The 16,652-nt window shown below is 59.8% G+C and carries 10 protein-coding genes and 3 pseudogenes; 12 read left to right on the forward strand and 1 reads right to left on the reverse strand.

Annotation, left to right across the window (positions count from 1 at the left end):
- Positions 1-108: 108 nt before the first annotated feature.
- From NKH71_RS29335 to NKH71_RS29350, 4 genes and pseudogenes are all read left to right on the forward strand, one after another.
- Positions 109-541, forward strand: a pseudogene (locus NKH71_RS29335) (helix-turn-helix transcriptional regulator); the annotation flags it as partial.
- Positions 542-1,300: 759 nt separating this feature from the next.
- The gene (locus NKH71_RS29340) at positions 1,301-3,124 is read left to right on the forward strand and encodes a retron Ec67 family RNA-directed DNA polymerase/endonuclease (protein WP_352895679.1); all 1,824 of its coding nucleotides are present in this window, start codon (positions 1,301-1,303) and stop codon (positions 3,122-3,124) included.
- 136 nt (positions 3,125-3,260) lie between these two features.
- Positions 3,261-5,081 carry an SIR2 family protein gene (locus tag NKH71_RS29345; protein ID WP_352895681.1) on the forward strand — a complete coding sequence of 607 codons (1,821 nt, stop codon included), beginning with the start codon at positions 3,261-3,263 and terminating at the stop codon, positions 5,079-5,081.
- Positions 5,081-6,529: an argonaute/piwi family protein gene (locus NKH71_RS29350; RefSeq protein ID WP_352895683.1), complete on the forward strand. Its 1,449-nt coding sequence runs from the start codon at positions 5,081-5,083 to the stop codon at positions 6,527-6,529. Before NKH71_RS29345 ends, NKH71_RS29350 begins: the two co-directional genes overlap by 1 nt.
- 183 nt (positions 6,530-6,712) lie before the next feature.
- Here NKH71_RS29350 and NKH71_RS29355 read toward each other — a convergent pair.
- Positions 6,713-7,344, reverse strand: a pseudogene (locus NKH71_RS29355) (tyrosine-type recombinase/integrase).
- A 437-nt stretch (positions 7,345-7,781) separates the two neighbouring features.
- Here NKH71_RS29355 and NKH71_RS29360 point away from each other — a divergent pair.
- From NKH71_RS29360 to NKH71_RS29400, 8 genes and pseudogenes are all read left to right on the forward strand, one after another.
- Positions 7,782-10,520, forward strand: coding sequence for an ATP-binding protein (locus tag NKH71_RS29360; RefSeq protein WP_352895684.1), 2,739 nt, complete (start codon positions 7,782-7,784; stop codon positions 10,518-10,520).
- Between the two features lie 83 nt (positions 10,521-10,603).
- Positions 10,604-10,849: a hypothetical protein gene (locus NKH71_RS29365; protein WP_352895686.1), complete on the forward strand. Its 246-nt coding sequence runs from the start codon at positions 10,604-10,606 to the stop codon at positions 10,847-10,849.
- 146 nt (positions 10,850-10,995) lie between these two features.
- Positions 10,996-11,820 (forward strand): alpha/beta fold hydrolase, encoded by an 825-nt coding sequence (locus tag NKH71_RS29370; RefSeq protein ID WP_352618184.1) that lies wholly within the window; start codon positions 10,996-10,998, stop codon positions 11,818-11,820.
- A gap of 394 nt (positions 11,821-12,214) precedes the next feature.
- Positions 12,215-13,132, forward strand: a complete 918-nt coding sequence (locus NKH71_RS29380) for an alpha/beta fold hydrolase (RefSeq protein WP_502900429.1) — start codon at positions 12,215-12,217, stop codon at positions 13,130-13,132.
- A 104-nt stretch (positions 13,133-13,236) separates the two neighbouring features.
- The gene (locus tag NKH71_RS29385; protein WP_352895688.1) at positions 13,237-14,205 is read left to right on the forward strand and encodes an MBL fold metallo-hydrolase; all 969 of its coding nucleotides are present in this window, start codon (positions 13,237-13,239) and stop codon (positions 14,203-14,205) included.
- Positions 14,206-14,343: 138 nt separating this feature from the next.
- Positions 14,344-15,093 (forward strand): SDR family NAD(P)-dependent oxidoreductase, encoded by a 750-nt coding sequence (locus NKH71_RS29390; protein WP_502900428.1) that lies wholly within the window; start codon positions 14,344-14,346, stop codon positions 15,091-15,093.
- A gap of 75 nt (positions 15,094-15,168) precedes the next feature.
- Positions 15,169-15,641, forward strand: a pseudogene (locus NKH71_RS29395) (nuclear transport factor 2 family protein).
- 193 nt (positions 15,642-15,834) lie between these two features.
- Positions 15,835-16,581, forward strand: coding sequence for a pyridoxamine 5'-phosphate oxidase family protein (locus tag NKH71_RS29400; protein WP_352895692.1), 747 nt, complete (start codon positions 15,835-15,837; stop codon positions 16,579-16,581).
- Positions 16,582-16,652: the final 71 nt, after the last annotated feature.

Genomic DNA, 16,652 nt, shown 5'->3' on the forward strand with positions numbered 1-16,652 from the left:
GCCTGCGCACGCCCGAAATCCGCCCGCCGCAAGGCGGCCACGGCATAGTCTGCCGCTTCAAAGATCGACATCCGCTCAAGTCCGGACCGATGCACCAACGCCCCCTCGGATGCCTCCGTGATCGGGACGACGCCGCTGCTGCGCGAACTCATCCTGGCGTTTCTCGAAGTACCCGTGCGGAGGCCGGCAGCGCCCGCGCCGAACGACTGGTCGCTGTCATTCTCGACCAGCTCCGGGCGAGCCCGGTCGCGCCGTTGTCTCTTCCCTCGCCGAAGACATCCGGAACGACCCGGGTGCAGACTGGCCGCTCGATGAGATTGCGTCATGCGCCGCCATGTCCCCGCGCAGCCTCCAGCGTCACTTCCAGTCGGAGACTGGCATGAGTTTTCGCGCCTGGCGGCAGCAGGCGAAACTCCTCAAAGCGGTGGAGTGGCTCGCCGCCGGCCGAAGCGTCGGCGACATCGCCTTCATCGCGGTGTTTCGCGCGGCCTTCGGTGCCTCTCCTGGAAAGTATTTTCAAGAGCCATCTCCGGAAGGGTAACGCGCCGGACGCGCGGCGGCTTGTCGCTCATTCTCCAGCCTTATCACCTCAGCCGAAGATGAGATTGGCACCCGGTTTCAGTTTGCCAATTATGCGACTTTCGAAGCACAAAAGGCGAACATGTAGCGGCGGCCTATGTGTTTTCGACGTAAACAGCACTGGCTCACTTCGGCTATCGGCCGGCTTGTGAATGACCGGAAGGGGGCCGAGTCCCGACGGTCCGGTTCTGGGGAGCGCTCGGCGGTAAGCTGCCATTCTGGTCCCCCTCTAAGGCAAAATTTGCCTTGTTACCTTTTCGACCCCCGTCTCGGGCGCCGCTAGCCTGTTTGTGGTTTTCCGAAAGCAGACGCAAAAGTCAAAGTTTCGGCAACAGAAGTCCACGGCAATTTGGTCGCTAGGCAGACATTGCCTTTGCCCAAGAAGCTGACGCTGAGATGAGCCACACTTGCTGTCGGCTTACCGCCGCATTCCGACTGTTCTCCGAGCTACTAAGAAATAGCGCTTTCGATGCTTTAGCCGTGCCTCACAGTCGTGTTCTCGCCGGAGATTCTTAACTACTTGTGGACTACGGTCGCACCCCCTTGCGTCACCATTTCCGATCTGATCTTTGAACGACGGCTTGCGGATAGATTTTTCTGTGGGGGTTCCTCACAGGTGAAAGCAAGACGGCTCTAGTGCTTCCCGGAGAATGCGACGAGGGCGATACGTTATGGTCAATTATGCTACATCGCATAGGAGTATCCGCAAGCCGCCCCTCCCATGACAATCGTTTCGCTTAAACTGGAGCAGTACAAAAAAGCGGACACTCTGACCGATGTTGCGCGAATTCTCGACCTCAAACCGGCGCACATCTCCTATGCCCTGTATAAACTCAGCGATGCTTCCAAATACGATGAGTTTACCGTCCCCAAAAAATCGGGCGGCGACCGGATCATTCGTGCCCCGCACAAGACCTTGAAGGCTGTTCAAAAGCGTCTTGCTAAGGATTTGCTGCTGATCGAACAGGAGCTAGAGGCGAGCCGGGTCAAGAAACGCAATTGCATTCTCGCCCATGGATTCAAGAAAAAGCTCTCCATCATCACCAACGGCGAAAATCACCGGGATCAGCGATACGTCTTTAACGTCGATCTCAAGGACTTCTTTCCAGCGATCAATTTTGGGCGGGTCTTCGGCTTTTTCACTAAGCACAAGGACTTTGCGCTCAAGCGCAAGGTCGCGGCCGTCCTAACGCAGATTGCATCTTTCGACAACCAGCTGCCCCAGGGGAGCCCGTGCTCGCCTGTCATCTCCAATTTGATCGCCAGCGTCATGGACATTCGCCTTAATGAGCTGGCGAGGCAAAACCACTGCACCTACACGCGCTATGCGGACGACATTACGTTCTCGACCAGCGAACAGCTCTTCCCGTCAGCAATCGGACGCCGTGTGAATGGCAGCATCAACCTCTGGGAGGCCGGCCCCAAGCTTGTGAAGATGATAGCTCGGGCCGGATTCGAGCTAAATCACGCCAAAACGCGTATGCAGTACTATTACTCGCGGCAGGATGTGACCGGGGTTGTCGTCAACCAGAAGGTCAACATCGCTTCGGACTATTATGCGACCGTCGCGGCTATGTGCCATCACCTGTTTATGGACGGCTCATGCCACGTGAAGGTCAATGGGACCAAACGGCCTTTCTCGCTTGCCAAGCTCCGTGGACGACTGGCCTTTATCCACCAAGTCCGCGGGCGAGGACCGAAGGTACGTCAGGTTCCCGACGAAAAGGACGAGCAGACCAAGGCGCCTCCACAGAAGGTGTGGGCGAGTTTCAAGCTCTTTGAGCGCTTCCTGAATTATGCCGACCTATACGGCGCTGAACGACCTGTCGTTCTCTGTGAAGGCGTCACGGACAATATCTACATCAAGTCCGCGCTTCACAATCTCGCAGCCAAGTATCCAGCCCTCACCAGTCCAGCGGGCGAACTGAAAATCAAACTCTTCAAATACACCCGTAGCTCGGCTGCTGTTCAGCAGTTGGGCGGAGGCTGCGGCGATCTTACTAAACTGGCAAGGATGTATTCGGCCCGCATTAAGGGCTTCAAGAGTGGCGGCAAACATCCTGTCATCATGGTGGTCGATTCGGACGAAGGCTCGAAAGACCTATCTAAGCACGTACAGCACGTCACGAAAAAGAAGGTCGATGGATCGGACAGTTGGTACTTCTTGGAGTCCAACCTCTACGTGATACCCATTCCGAAGATTGGAGGGGCCGATACCCCCATTGAGAAACTCTTCGAACAAGCCCTGCTGGACAAGCCCTACGAGGGTAAGAAATTCGATATAAAGCTGAAAGAAACGGACGGGGCGACTCACATCTCCAAAAAGACTTTCGCGAGCAAGGTGGTGGCCGTGAACAAGGCCACCATCAACTTCGGCGGATTTGAACCGGTGCTGAACGCTGTTGTCGAGGTGATTGAGGACTATAAGAAGAGGGTCGGATCGGTTATCCCGTCTGCACCGACCGCAGGCAGAGCTGGGGCCGTTTCCAGACTGTCCGTTGCTGGGCGCAAAGTAGCAATTAACAGCAATCTAATCGCCGACTGATCTTGGCGGCGGCTGCCAAACTCCTGTCAAATCGAGTAGCATAACTCCCACACCGTCGAAGGAGCACCCAATCAGTTCTGTCCCAACCATGTCCCTCGCTCAGTTCGCGACAGCCTTCGCCCTACGACCGAATACGGTGGCATGGTTTCTCGGCGCCGGCGCGTCGGCGGCATCCGGGATTCCTACCGGCTATGCGATGATCCGTGACTTCAAGGCCCGAATCTTCTGTCGCGAGACAAACCTTTCAAAACGGGAAATCGATACGGCCGACCCCATCTGGATTGAGCGGATCGATAATTTCTTTCGCCGGACGTCGCGGCTGCCGCCGGACGGAGATCCCATGGAATATGCCGCCGCTTTCGAGGCGGTCTATCCCCAGCCTCGCCACCGTCGACAGTATATTGCGGATGCGATCGCTAAGGGTGTGCCATGCTTCGGGCACAAGGTGCTTGCCAGCCTGATGGCGGCGGGCAAGACCGACTGCATCTTCACGACCAATTTTGACCCGCTTGCGGAAGACGCGGCACTCACCGCGAACGCAATCCTGCCGACCGCCGACCAGAGACGGCCCACTGTGGCGGCGATCGATTCTGCCGACCGTGCGACGCGTTGCCTCGACGAATCCGACTGGCCGCTAATCGCGAAACTTCATGGGGACTACCAGTCGATCGCGATCAAGAACACCGGATCAGAGCTGGAGCAGCAGGACGCCCGCATGCGACACGTGCTGGTGGAGGCTGGAAAGCGGTTCGGAATGCTGTTCGTCGGTTACAGCGGGCGCGACACCTCGATCCTAGAGGCGCTGAACGACGTCCTGGCTGCACCCTCTCCGTTCCCGAACGGACTCTATTGGGTTGCCTCATCAGCGAGCCGCCTGCTCCCAGCCGTCACCGAATTTCTGGATCGCGCGCAGACGGCAGGGGTCGACGTTTCGGTTATCGAATGCACGACGTTCGACGAGCTGGTCGCCGAGATTGTCAAGATAACGGATCTGCCGCAGGCGCTCTACGATCACGTGATGGAAGGGCGACCTACGCCGCGCCTCGTACCCGTCCAGATTCCGAATGCCAAGGCCCGGGCATTCCCGGTACTGCGCTATTCGGCAATTCTGCTCCAATCGATGCCGACGGCGGCGAGGCGCATCATGCTGACCCGCGTAACCACGTCGGCAGAGGTGCGAGAAATCTTCAAGGCGAAAGGTTATCGAGCGACGGCGGCCGCGTTGGGGAGGGAGTTGGCGGTGTTTGGGCGGGATCAGGAGCTCGTGGACGCCTTGGCTCCGCTCGGCCCATCGCTCGCTGGAACGATCGACCTCGATCCGGCCGCCGATAGCTGGGCCATGGGCTTGCTGTACGACACACTCGTGCGATCTCTGGCCCGACAGCGCCCGCTAATCCCGCGCTACAGGCGTTCAGGTCATTCGCTCGTCGTCGCCACACCGCGCGACGGCGACGATCCTGAGCGAACGCGGCGCCAGCAACAAACCCTATCGCGGTTGCGCGACGCGTACGGCACTAATCTCGTCGGCGCAGTGCCCGGGCTTGGTTTCCCCTTTCGGGAGGGTGTCCACCTCAAACTGGAACAGGTGGACGGCAGGTGGTGGTGCGGCTTCGAGCCCTACACGTTCGTCCAGCTACCCCGTCAGGACACTCCCCAATCGGTTGGCTCCGAGGATTTCTCCGCCAACCAGGCCCCGGCTGAAGTAGGTATACAGGTCGAACTCCGGGGTGATCCCGCCGGAGACTGGCGTCGCGAACGCTGGGCTCCGCGCTTTAACAAGAGCTGGGCCAGCATTATTGGAGCCTGGGCGCAGCTTCTTACCGAAACAGGAGGGACGGCGCGAAGCGCCTTCGGGCTCGAAGACGGCACGGGCATTGATGCCGTGTTCAAGGTGTCACCGATTACAGGGTACAGCCGGCCGTCGCACCACCACACCTACTTCGACAGGAGCAAATGATGGCGAACTCAGCCCTGACCGAGCTGCCGCCATTCACGCTGTTGGACGAGCCGGATCTGTCCTTTTCGCCATCCGAACCCACTCAAGTCGATGTCCACCCGCTGCGGGGACTCGTGAATTATGGGCCATATTCGAAGGGCTCCTTCAGCGGCTATACCTCTCGTGTGCGCATCGCAACAGTCGGCCCGGGGGGTGCTTTCCATCGTCGCGGCGACCTAATGAAGCTTTTGCGCGACGTGCATCGGGCTACTGACCGAACGGAATATGTGCCGGAATATCCAGGTTTCGAGCGCCTGTTCCGCGTGGCTCTTGAGGCCGCGCCCGCAAGCGCGCACATCAAGTGGCCTGAACGCCTAGACCAGTTGCCGGGCGACGGCGACGCACAGCATCGCCTCTACCTTGCCATGGATGCCGCGCTCCGCCGCCTCGACGCCGTTCGCAATGAGTTCGAAGTTGTGCTGGTCCACTTTCCCGACAGCTGGGACACGGCGACACGCGGAAAATTCTTTGACGCACACGACGTGCTGAAGGCCTTAGGCGCCAAGTATAATATTCCGACTCAGGTCCTGAACGACCGCGTCTTCACCTTCAGCTACAAGGCATCGCTGGCGTGGCGTCTTTCGACCGCATTGTACGTTAAGGCTGCGGGCACGCCGTGGAAGCTGGCGCCGCTAAAAGGCGTACCGGCCGACACCGCCTACATCGGGTTGGCCTATGCCCTACGCGGCGATCAGCAAGACGCACATTATGTGACGTGCTGTTCGCAGGTCTTCGACATGGACGGCGGCGGCATGCAGTTCGTTGCGTTCGAGGCGCGGGACCCGGTGGCCGACGTCACCGAAGCCCGCAGAAACCCCTTTCTCAGCCGCGACGACATGCGCGCCGTCCTCGCCCGCAGCCTGGAGCTCTATCAAGGGCGCAACGGCGGCAACCTGCCAAGACGCATGGTTATTCATAAGACGACCGCGTTCAAGGAAGGCGAGATCGAAGGCGCATTCGACGCGCTCGCCGGTGTGGCGGAAGTAGAGTGTATCGAGGTCAGTTCGGCATCGTGCTGGCGCGGCGTCTGGCTGATCAAGTCGGGCGCGGAGAAGCCTCCGTCAAAGCCGTCGGGATTTCCCGTGCCGCGCGGGACAATGGTGGTCCGCACGGGCAATTCCGCCTTGGTATGGGTGGCGGGAAATGCTCCCGATGTTTCGACCAAGGGCGACTACTATCAGGGCAAGAAGAGCATTCCCCGGCCACTGCAGCTGATCCGTCATGCCGGGAGTGGGCCGCTTGAACTCATAGCCCACGAGGCGTTGGCCCTTACGAAGATGGATTGGAACAACGACGCGCTCTACGACCCTGTGCCGGTAAGCATTCGCTATTCGCAGAAACTGGCCCGCACGATAGCGAACGTCCCTGACCTGCCGCGAAATGTCTATCCGTATCGCCTGTTCATGTGACCGCGCCGTGATATGCGCCTATCCAGGAACCGGCGCGAGCGTATCGGCCTCGGATGAGCTTCTGCTAACCGTCAGAACTCTAGACTACCGGCTGCTTTTGGGAGCACGCAAACAAACTCCTGAACGTCCGATTAGCGGCGCAAAGCATTCGCGGCTCCAATCGGGAAGTGGAGCCGCTGTTGGTCAGACCTCCGTTGCCTCGGCAAGTTCAAGGGCATCCTCGACGTCGACACCGAGATAACGGACCGTGTTCTCGATCTTGGTGTGGCCAAGCAGGATCTGGATGGCTCGAAGATTTCCCGTCGCCTTGTAGATGATGGACGCCTTGGTGCGTCGCAGAGAATGCGTGCCGTATTCCTAGGTCTAAGCCCGATCGCCGCGACCCATTCGTCGACGAGACGGGCATACTGTCTCGTGCTCAGGTGAGCTGCGCGGTCGATCTTGCTCGGAAATGCATAGTCATCAACGGTCCCGCCGCGTCGTTCCAGCCACACGAGAAGGCTCGCGCGAGCGTCACCCATCAACTCGAACTGCACTGGCCGCCCAGTTTTCTGTTGCACGACCATCGCGCGGCTGCGGATTTCCGGGCCGATTACAAGAGTGCCGATCTTGATCTTAACGAGATCGCAGCCCCGAAGCTTGCTGTCGATCGCCAGATCGAAGAGCGCTCGATCGCGCAGGCGCTGCTCCCGATCAAGGAAGAAACGGATCGCCCATATCTGCCGAGGCTTAAGAGGGCGTTTCGTGCCAACCTTCATGCCCGCATTCCAAGCGCAGTGATTGGTGGCAACGCGGTCGTAGTGTGAATGTCCCATTTCGTTTCTCCTTCGGCCATGATTGGCCCCAGGAGGAACGCGTATGGCCTGTCAGGGTCTGGGCCGGGAGCGCACTGACAGCTCTCAGCTGCCGATCTTCAAGAGCGGACGTTCAGTCCGGTCGCTTTCTAACGTCCCGAAAGCTAACTTCCGGCGGGATCGGAAATGCTGACTCGATCCAGTGTCAATATGTGTCGTGACCTGACCGCTGAGCCGCCCTTCATCAGCCCATTTCGCTGCTCGATAACCGACCCTTCACCGCAACCAGCGTTCCTGATTCCAACCGGACATTCCGAGCGTCATCCCCGCTTTGAGCGATCGCTCTAAATCGCGCGGACGGGAGTTCAACGAAGGGGCGCGTCCGACAGGCTGGCCTGTTTCCTCGCGTTATGCATTATGGAATTCTAAATAATCCGGGCATCAATCTGAGTTTTGAGTTGAAGACGAGCGTCGCACTCTCCTTCGGGTCGTTTACACTGGTGCCCGCCGAGCGCATGCTACTGCAGGGCGATCAAAGATTGAAGATCGGCAGCCGTGCGCTGGACATCCTCATCGTCCTGGCGTCGCGGCCCGGCGAAATCATCTCTAAGGATGAATTCGTCTCGCTGGTCTGGCGGAACACGTTCGTCGAAGAAAACAACCTGCGCGTTCACATCGCATCGCTCCGCAGGATTCTCGGCGAAAGCAGCGACGCTCCGCAATACATCTCCAACATCCCCGGCCGGGGCTACAGCTTTGTGGCCGCGGTCTCTCATAAGGCGGCCCCTGTCAGTCTAGAGGGGCAGCCGGCCTTTGGCGGCAAGCCGTCGGTGCCCCGTCTTGCGAACCGAGTTATCGGCAGGGAGGCGGTTATTGATCTGCTGGAGCGACAGATGCCGGAGCAAAGGCTGCTTACGGTCGTAGGACCAGGTGGTATAGGAAAGACGACGGTGGCAATCGCGCTTGCGGACCGTCTCAAAGACCAGTATCCGGGCGGGACCGCATTTGTGGATCTCGCTGGGATTTCGAACGGAGAACTGCTCACCGGGTCGATTGCCGCCAAGGTAGGCTGTGTGCTCTCGTCGTCTGATCCTCTTGCCGAGCTTGCCAGACAGCTCAACCACCGCTCGATGCTGCTCATCCTGGATTGTTGCGAACATCTGATCGACGAGGTGGCGGTCGTCGCGGAAACCCTGATCGCCGAGACGCAGCAGTTGACCATCCTTGCGACCAGCAGGGAACCGCTTCGTATCCCAGCCGAATGGGTTCTTCGCCTGCTACCCCTGGACTGTCCAGGCGCCAACGAAGCGCTCGACGGCCCTACTGCGCTGCGTTTTCCGGCAGTCCAGCTTTTCGTCGAACGCGTTTCAGCCAGCGTCGGCGGCTATTTCCTAAGCAACGCCGAAGCGCCGATCGTGGGCGAGATTTGCCGCCGGCTCGACGGCATCGTGCTTGCCATCGAGCTGGCCGCCGGGCGTGTGGACACCTTGGGCATTGCAGGCGTCGCGGAATCGTTGCGGAACAATTTCGACATCCTGACCCGGGGACGTCGCACGGCGCTTCCACGCCACCAGACGCTGCGCGCGACGTTGGACTGGAGCTATACGCTGCTCTCGTCGACACAACAGTTCGTCCTTGCCCAGCTATCGCTGTTCAACCAGGAATTCACGCTCGAAGCGGCGCGCGCCGTTGTATCGGGCGAAGGGGCGGTCGATGTGGAAGGCAGTATCGTTGACCTCATCGCGAAATCGCTGGTGGTCGCCGACCGCAGCGCGCATCCCATCCGCTACCGCCTGCTCGACATGACGCGCGCCTATGCGGCGAAGAAGCTTTCGGCATCCGGCTTCGAGAACGAGGCGTCATACAGGCATGCGACCCACTACCGCACGCATTTCGACGATGCCGCGCGACAGTGGCAGGTCGCGCAGGAGCCGGTATCCCCGGAAATCTACAGCCGCGACATCGGCAATCTGCGCGCGGCCCTCGACTGGTGCTTTTCGCCAGCAGGCGAGAGCGCGATGGGCGTTGCGATGACAATCGCGGCGATCCCATTGTGGTATCAGCTGTCGCTCGTCGACGAATGCCTGTCGCGTGTCCAGCAAGCGCTGGACTGGCTTGAAAAGCAGCCGGAAGCGGACAAACGGAGTCTGATGCAGCTGCATGCGGCATTGGGTTTTCCGCATATGCGCGCGATTTCGGGCCGACCCAGCGGCGCTGAGGCGTGGACGCGCGCGCTCGAGATCGCCCGCAACGTTGACGACGTGGATTTCCAGTTGCGTGCCCTCTGGGCACTCTGGGTGGATCGAACCAACAGCGGCGAACCCCGCGCCGGGCTCGAGATGGCCGAAGCCTTTCGCATACTGTCGGAGCGGTCGACCGACGACGCCGATCGGCTTATTGGCGAGAGGATGAAGGCCAGGTCGCTGCACCTGCTTGGCGACCAGGCCGGTGCGGAGGACCATGTGCGGCGCATGTTGGCCGCCTATAAAGCGCCGGCTAACAGAGCACACCTTGCGCGCTTTCAATATGAACAGCGCATTACCGCTCGCATTACGTTCGCGCGTGTGCTGTGGCTTCGCGGCAAGACAGACGAAGCTCTGCGCGAGATAGACGACCTTATCGAAACAGCGATTGCCGCAGGCCACAATCTCACGCTTTGCCACGCGCTTTCGGACGCGGCCTGTCCGGTGTCGCTGATGGCGGGTGATCTGGCACGCGCCGAACGCTACACCGAAATGCTGCATCGACGCACGAGAGATCATGCGCTCGATGTCTGGCATGCCTATGCGGAGTGCTTCGAGGGCGACATCCTGATCCGGAGTGGCGAGGCGGCGACAGGCGTCACCCTCGTTCGCGAAGCTCTCGACCGGTTGGATCGCGCGGGATTCTATCTCTATCAAACGGTCTTCCAGTCAATCCTCGCCTCCGGGTTAACGAGGCTTGGCCGTGAACCGGAAGCCATGGCTTTGCTGGATGGCGCACTGTCGCGATGTCAAGTTAGCGGCGAGGCTTGGTATTGCGCTGAGCTGATTCGCCAGAAGGGCACGATCTTGGCCGGGCAATCCTCGCGCCGGCCCGACGCCCGGGCGCTCTTTGAGCGCGCGATGACGATTGCCCGTGATCAGGGAGCCACAATTCTGGAGCGACGTTCAGCCGACAGTCTTGCCGCGCTAAACAGGCACGTTAGCACCGTTTAGCATCGATTTACTGGTTTACACCGCTCTCCTGCGCGACTGTTTCGGCACCGAACGAAGCACACACTATGCCCAGGAACAGAGCGATGAACTCAACCCGCATTACCTCCTTTCGTCGAACGGTCGTGGCTGACGTGACCCGCACCGCACTGCTCTCTGTTCTGACAACTGCCGTGCTGGCCACGCCAACAACTCCGGTTCAGCAAAATCAGGCAGCGGCATGCGGTGCCGCTTGCGTAGAGACGCAGACGCTCGATGTTGGCGGCATCGCCTACCCGCGTGAGTTCCGCGAGGAGGTCATCCGCTTCTTGGGCGATGAGACGCGGCCATGAGCGCCTTCCTATTCTCCACTTCTTTCACCCGTCGCGACGTGCTTGCGGCAGGCATGGCCAGCGCCGCAGCGACGCTACTGCCGGCGAACCCAACCCAGGCGCTCTCAGTGGAAGCTGCCACCCAAACCAGAAAAGGAAAACAGACCATGGGCTTCATCACCACCAAGGACGGCACCGAGATCTTCTACAAGGATTGGGGGGCGGGCCAGCCGATCGTCTTCCATCACGGCTGGCCGCTCAGCGCCGACGACTGGGACAATCAGATGCTGTTCTTCCTGGAAAATGGCTACCGTGTCATTGCGCATGATCGCCGGGGCCACGGCCGCTCGACCCAGACCGCCACGGGAAACGAGATGGACACCTATGCCGCCGATGTCGCGGAGCTGGCCGAGGCGCTGGACCTCAAGGAAGCCGTCCACATCGGTCATTCGACCGGCGGCGGCGAGGTCGCGCACTATGTGGCGCGCGCCGAACCGGGGCGGGTTGCCAAGGCGGTGCTCATCGGGGCGGTGCCGCCAATCATGGTGAAATCGGACAAGAATCCAGGCGGCCTGCCGATCGAAGTGTTCGACGGATTCAGAGCAGCGCTTGTCGCGAACCGCGCTCAATTCTACATCGACGTTCCTTCCGGCCCCTTCTACGGCTTCAACCGGCCAGGCGCGAAGATTTCGCAGGGTCTCATCGAGAACTGGTGGCGGCAGGGCATGATGGGCGGCGCGAAGGCGCACTACGACTGCATCAAGGCCTTCTCCGAGACAGACTTCACCGAGGATCTCAAGGAGATCGACGTTCCGGTGCTGGTCATGCACGGCGATGACGACCAGGTCGTTCCTTACGCGGATTCCGCGCCGCTTTCCGTCAAGCTGCTCAAGCGTGGCACGCTGAAGACCTATGAGGGTCTGCCGCACGGACTCTGCGCTACGCATCCCGAGATCGTAAACCCCGACCTGCTCGCCTTCATCAAAGGTTAGCTGGCAGCGAAAGCGGAGACTTGCCGTGAATTTAACAAGCACGTCGACCTACCGACGCTCGTCCTGTCACGGGGACGACGATCAGATCGTTCCGATCGCGGATTCGGCGCTGCTGTCGGCGAAGCTGACAGGTGATCAAAGGTGCACCGCACGGTTTATGCACCACACACAAAGACGAGGTGAACGCGGAGCTCCTCGCCTTCATACGCAAAACGGCTGACTCCCCGCATCCTCCCCCACAGGCCGTTGACTGCGCTACGCGGGCACCGCGTGCCCGCGTAGCGCCTTTCCTCAACAATCCCGGCAGCCGCCGGACAAAGGAGATCAAATGTTCACCTTCAATACCCGCCGCACCGCGCTGGTGTTCGCTGCTGCACTGCTTTCCTCGAGCCCAATGCCGATGATGGTCAATGCCCCTGTAAGCGCCGCCGCTGAGACCGTGGACTCGACCACCCATTACCACACCGTCAAGATCAGTGGCGTCGACGTTTTCTATCGTGAGGCAGGGCCGGCTAACGCGCCGGTTGTGCTTCTGCTTCACGGCTTCCCGACCTCTTCACACATGTTCCGCAATCTGATCCCGGCGCTTGCCGACCGCTATCACGTGATCGCGCCCGACTACCCGGGATTTGGCGAGAGCGCGGCACCTGATCACACCAAATTCGCGTACACCTTCGCTCACTACGCCGATCTGGTGGATGGCTTGCTGGGGCGACTCGGCGCGAACAACTACGCGATGTACGTCATGGACTACGGCGCTCCGGTCGGATACCGGCTCGCGCTCAAACATCCGGAACGGGTAACCGCCTTGATCGTGCAAAACGGCAACGCTTACGAGGAGGGCCTGAAGGAATTCTGGGATCCGATCAAGGCCTATTGGGCGGACGGTTCGGCCGCGCATCGGAAGGCGCTGAGTTTCCTTGTCACGCCTGCCATCACGAAATTCCAATACACGGACGGCGTAGCCGACGTTTCCCGGATCGACCCGGACAATTGGGGACATGATCAGGTGCTGCTCGACCGTCCCGGCAACAAGGACATTCAGCTCGATCTCTTCCACGACTATGGCAGCAACGTTCCACTCTACCCGAAATTCCAGGCATTTTTCCGCGAGCGCAAGCCGCCGATGCTGATCGTATGGGGCAAGAACGACAAAATCTTCCCCGCCGATGGCGCCGGCCCATATCTTCGTGATTTGCCAGGAGCCGAGCTTCATTTGCTGGACACCGGGCATTTCGCGCTCGAAGACAAGCTGGACGAGATGGTTCCGCTTATCCGGGACTTCCTGGACCGCAAGCTGGCTACCAACTGAGCCAACGTCAGCGCGATCTGAGCGCTGGCGGCGTCGCGGCCGCCAGCGGGTGGCCGCAAGACGCACAAACACGACATGACGCAACATCAAAGGATGAAACAATCATGTACGCCCGCCGGCAGTTACTTTCGCGTCGCGGCTTTTGCCTGTGCTGCATGGCCGCTTCCGCCGGCGCTGTTACCGGCGGCTGGCTTACACCTCGGGAAGCATTTGCCGAGGCACGCGGCATCGTCAGCCTGATCAAGGACAGTGCCGCCGTATCGCCCATAGCCACCCACAAATTGCGCGGCAACATCAGCGTGCTTGAAGGTTCCGGCGGCCACGTCGCGGTCCTCACTGGACCCGACGGCAAGGTGCTTGTCGATGCCGGCATCGGGGTTTCCCGCCGTCAAATGACGAAGGTGCTCGCCCATCTCGGCCCCGAGCCGATCACACATTTGATCAACACGCACTGGCATTTCGATCACACCGACGGCAATGCATGGCTGGGCTCGGCCGGAGCGAAGATCATCGCTCACGAAAACACCCGTAAATATCTCTCACAGACCCAGCGCGTCGAGGAATGGGACTATAACTTCCTCCCATTGCTCCCGGATGGACTACCAAGCGAAGTGTTCGCCGACAGGCGCGATCTGCAGCTCAATCGGGCGTCCATCGCACTGAAACGTTGCGGCCCGGCGCACACCGACAGCGACATCTCCGTCACGTTTGGCGAAGCAGATATCGTCCATCTCGGTGATACCTATTGGAACGGCATTTATCCTTTCATCGACTATTCGACGGGCGGCAGCATCGACGGAATGATTGCTGCGTCCGACGCTAATCTCGCCGCGACAACCGGCAAGACGATCGTCATTCCGGGTCACGGCCATCCGGTCAGCAACCGAGCGGAGCTCCAAGACTTTCGCGACATGCTGGTCGCGATCCGAGAGAACGTCGCGAAGCTGAAGCGGCAAGGACGAACGCGCGACGAAACCGTGACGGTTAAACCTACCGCTGCGTTCGACGGCAAGTGGGGCAACTTCGTGATCGATCCCGGTTTTTTCACCCGGCTGGTCTACGAGGGGGTGTGAACTCCAAGGCGCAATTCGATGGATCTGCTCAGTTGAAACCTGAGCGCCGTCGATGAGGTTCGCACGCCAGCCGCAGGCGCGGACCATACCGTCTCTCTTCATCGCTGCCGCGGCCAACTTGGATCAGGAGATTTCGTGATGAGCAAGCTCAACGGAAAAATCGCAGTGATCACCGGTGCAACGAGTGGCATCGGTTTGGCCGCGGCAAAACGGTTTGCGGCGGAAGGCGCCCGTGTATTCATGACCGGCCGCCGAAAAAGGGAACTCGATGCGGCCGTCAACGAAGTTGGCAACGATTCGCGCGGCATTCAGGGTGACATAGCGAACCTAGCCGATCTCGACCGCCTTTTTGAGATCGTGAAGGATGAAGCCGGCGCCATCGACATTCTATTCGCCAACGCAGGTGGCGGCGAATTTTCCGCTCTCGGCGCTATTACGGAAGAGCATTTCGACAGAACCTTTGGAGTCAACGTGAAAGGCACGCTCTTCACAGTCCAGAAGGCGCTGCCGCTTCTCAGGGACGATAGCTCAATCATCCTTACCGGATCGACCGCTGCGACGACTGGCACGCCTGGGTTCAGCGTCTACGGCGCCAGTAAGGCAGCAATCCGGAACTTCGCGCGCAGTTGGATACTTGATCTGGCCGGCCGAGGGATTCGCGTCAATATACTTGTCCCCGGCGCCACCTCTACTGCCGGTTGGCACGAGCTCGCGCCATCCGAGGAGGCACACAATGAGATGATCCGGTTCGTGTCGACAAGAACGCCGTTAGGGCGTCTCGCTGACCCCGACGAAACCGCAAGCGCAGCCCTCTTCCTTGCTTCCAGCGACAGCAGCTTCGTCACGGGAAGCGAGCTGTTTGTCGATGGCGGCTCCGCGCAGATCTAGATTTCAGGGTTACGTCGTTCCGACGTGACCAACCGCTTACCAATCGGAACACTGACTGGAGAAACGAGAAAGATCATGCCTGAACAACGCCCGCCGCTGCCGCCATTCACCCGCGAAACCGCCATCCAGAAGGTTCGCAGTGCAGAAGATGGCTGGAACAGCTGCAATCCCGAACGCGTGTCGCTCGCCTATACGGTTGACAGCTATTGGCGCAATCGCTCGACTTTTGTGCAGGGACGCGAGGCTATCGTCGCCTTCCTGACCGGCAAGTGGGAACGTGAACTGGATTATCGGCTGATCAAGGAACTTTGGGCCTTCACCGACAACCGCATCGCCGTTCGCTTCGCTTATGAATATCACGACGATTCGGGCAACTGGTTCCGCGCCTATGGCAACGAAAATTGGGAATTCGATGAAAACGGCCTGATGCAAAAACGCTTTGCCTGCATCAATGATTTGCCAATTCAGGAATCAGAACGCAAATTCTTTGGGACCGCTCCAGACCACGTCCGGCCGATCATCCGGGCCTGTCGGAGTTAGGAATGTAATCGTCGGAGAAGGTTCGGACTTTATTCCGGTTCTTGCCGAGATCCTCCGCGAACATGGCTTCGAAGGCGCGAGCCGCCATCCGCCAGAAGAACGGACTCGAGGAAATCTCGAAGTTGGACCCACGGATCTGCCAAATCGTCCGGGTTCTCGTGCCATCTAGCCCACCATCTAGCGGCTCGCAGGGAGCAATGAATGGCCCACAAATTCGCCGAAATCGGGTTCACTGACGCAGTGAAATCCGTGCAGCAAACGATGGGCAGCCGCAGCGCTTATGCACGCCGTGAAGTCGGTTCCGATATCAACCGCCCGCTTGGGCCAGATGAGATCAAGTTTCTCGCCGAGCGCGACAGCTTCTACATTGCTTCGGTCTCGGAGATCGGATGGCCCTACGTGCAGTTCCGTGGCGGGCCGGCTGGATTCCTGAGGGTCCTTGACGAACAGACTCTGGGCTTCGCGGATTTCCGGGGCAACCGGCTTTACATTACCACCGGCAACGTCGCCACGGACAGCCGTATTTCGCTGCTGCTGATCGACTCTCCGAACAGGCGCCGTCTCAAGATCTTAGGTCGAATGCATGTCATCGGTACCCAAGATGATGCGGCGCTCGCGGCAAGGCTGACATTCGCCGACTATGCTTCGGCGGTCGAGCGCGTGATGCTCATCAAGGTCGAGGCCTTCGACTGGAACTGCCCGCAACACATACCCCCGGCTTTACCGAAAACGATATTGCGGCAGGTTTCGCCACTCACCGGGAGTGTGGACGGATGCAGGACAAATCGCAGACATCGAAGCGCCGATATTCGGCGTAGTTCATTGCGCTGCCGGTCTTCACTCTGCACGGCGCGGCGGACAAGGGGACCAAGCCGGCCGGCAGCCAACTGTTTTCGACATTGTGGGCTCGTCCGACAAGACGCTCAAGTTCTATCCCTCCCACTTTAACGACCTGCTGAACGATCTTGGCCGCGCAACGGTCATGTCGGATGTGCTGGCATGGATCGGGGCGCGTTTGC

Origin of the sequence: Mesorhizobium sp. M0983, from assembly GCF_040318975.1 — a bacterium.
In the GTDB taxonomy this organism is placed as follows: domain Bacteria; phylum Pseudomonadota; class Alphaproteobacteria; order Rhizobiales; family Rhizobiaceae; genus Mesorhizobium.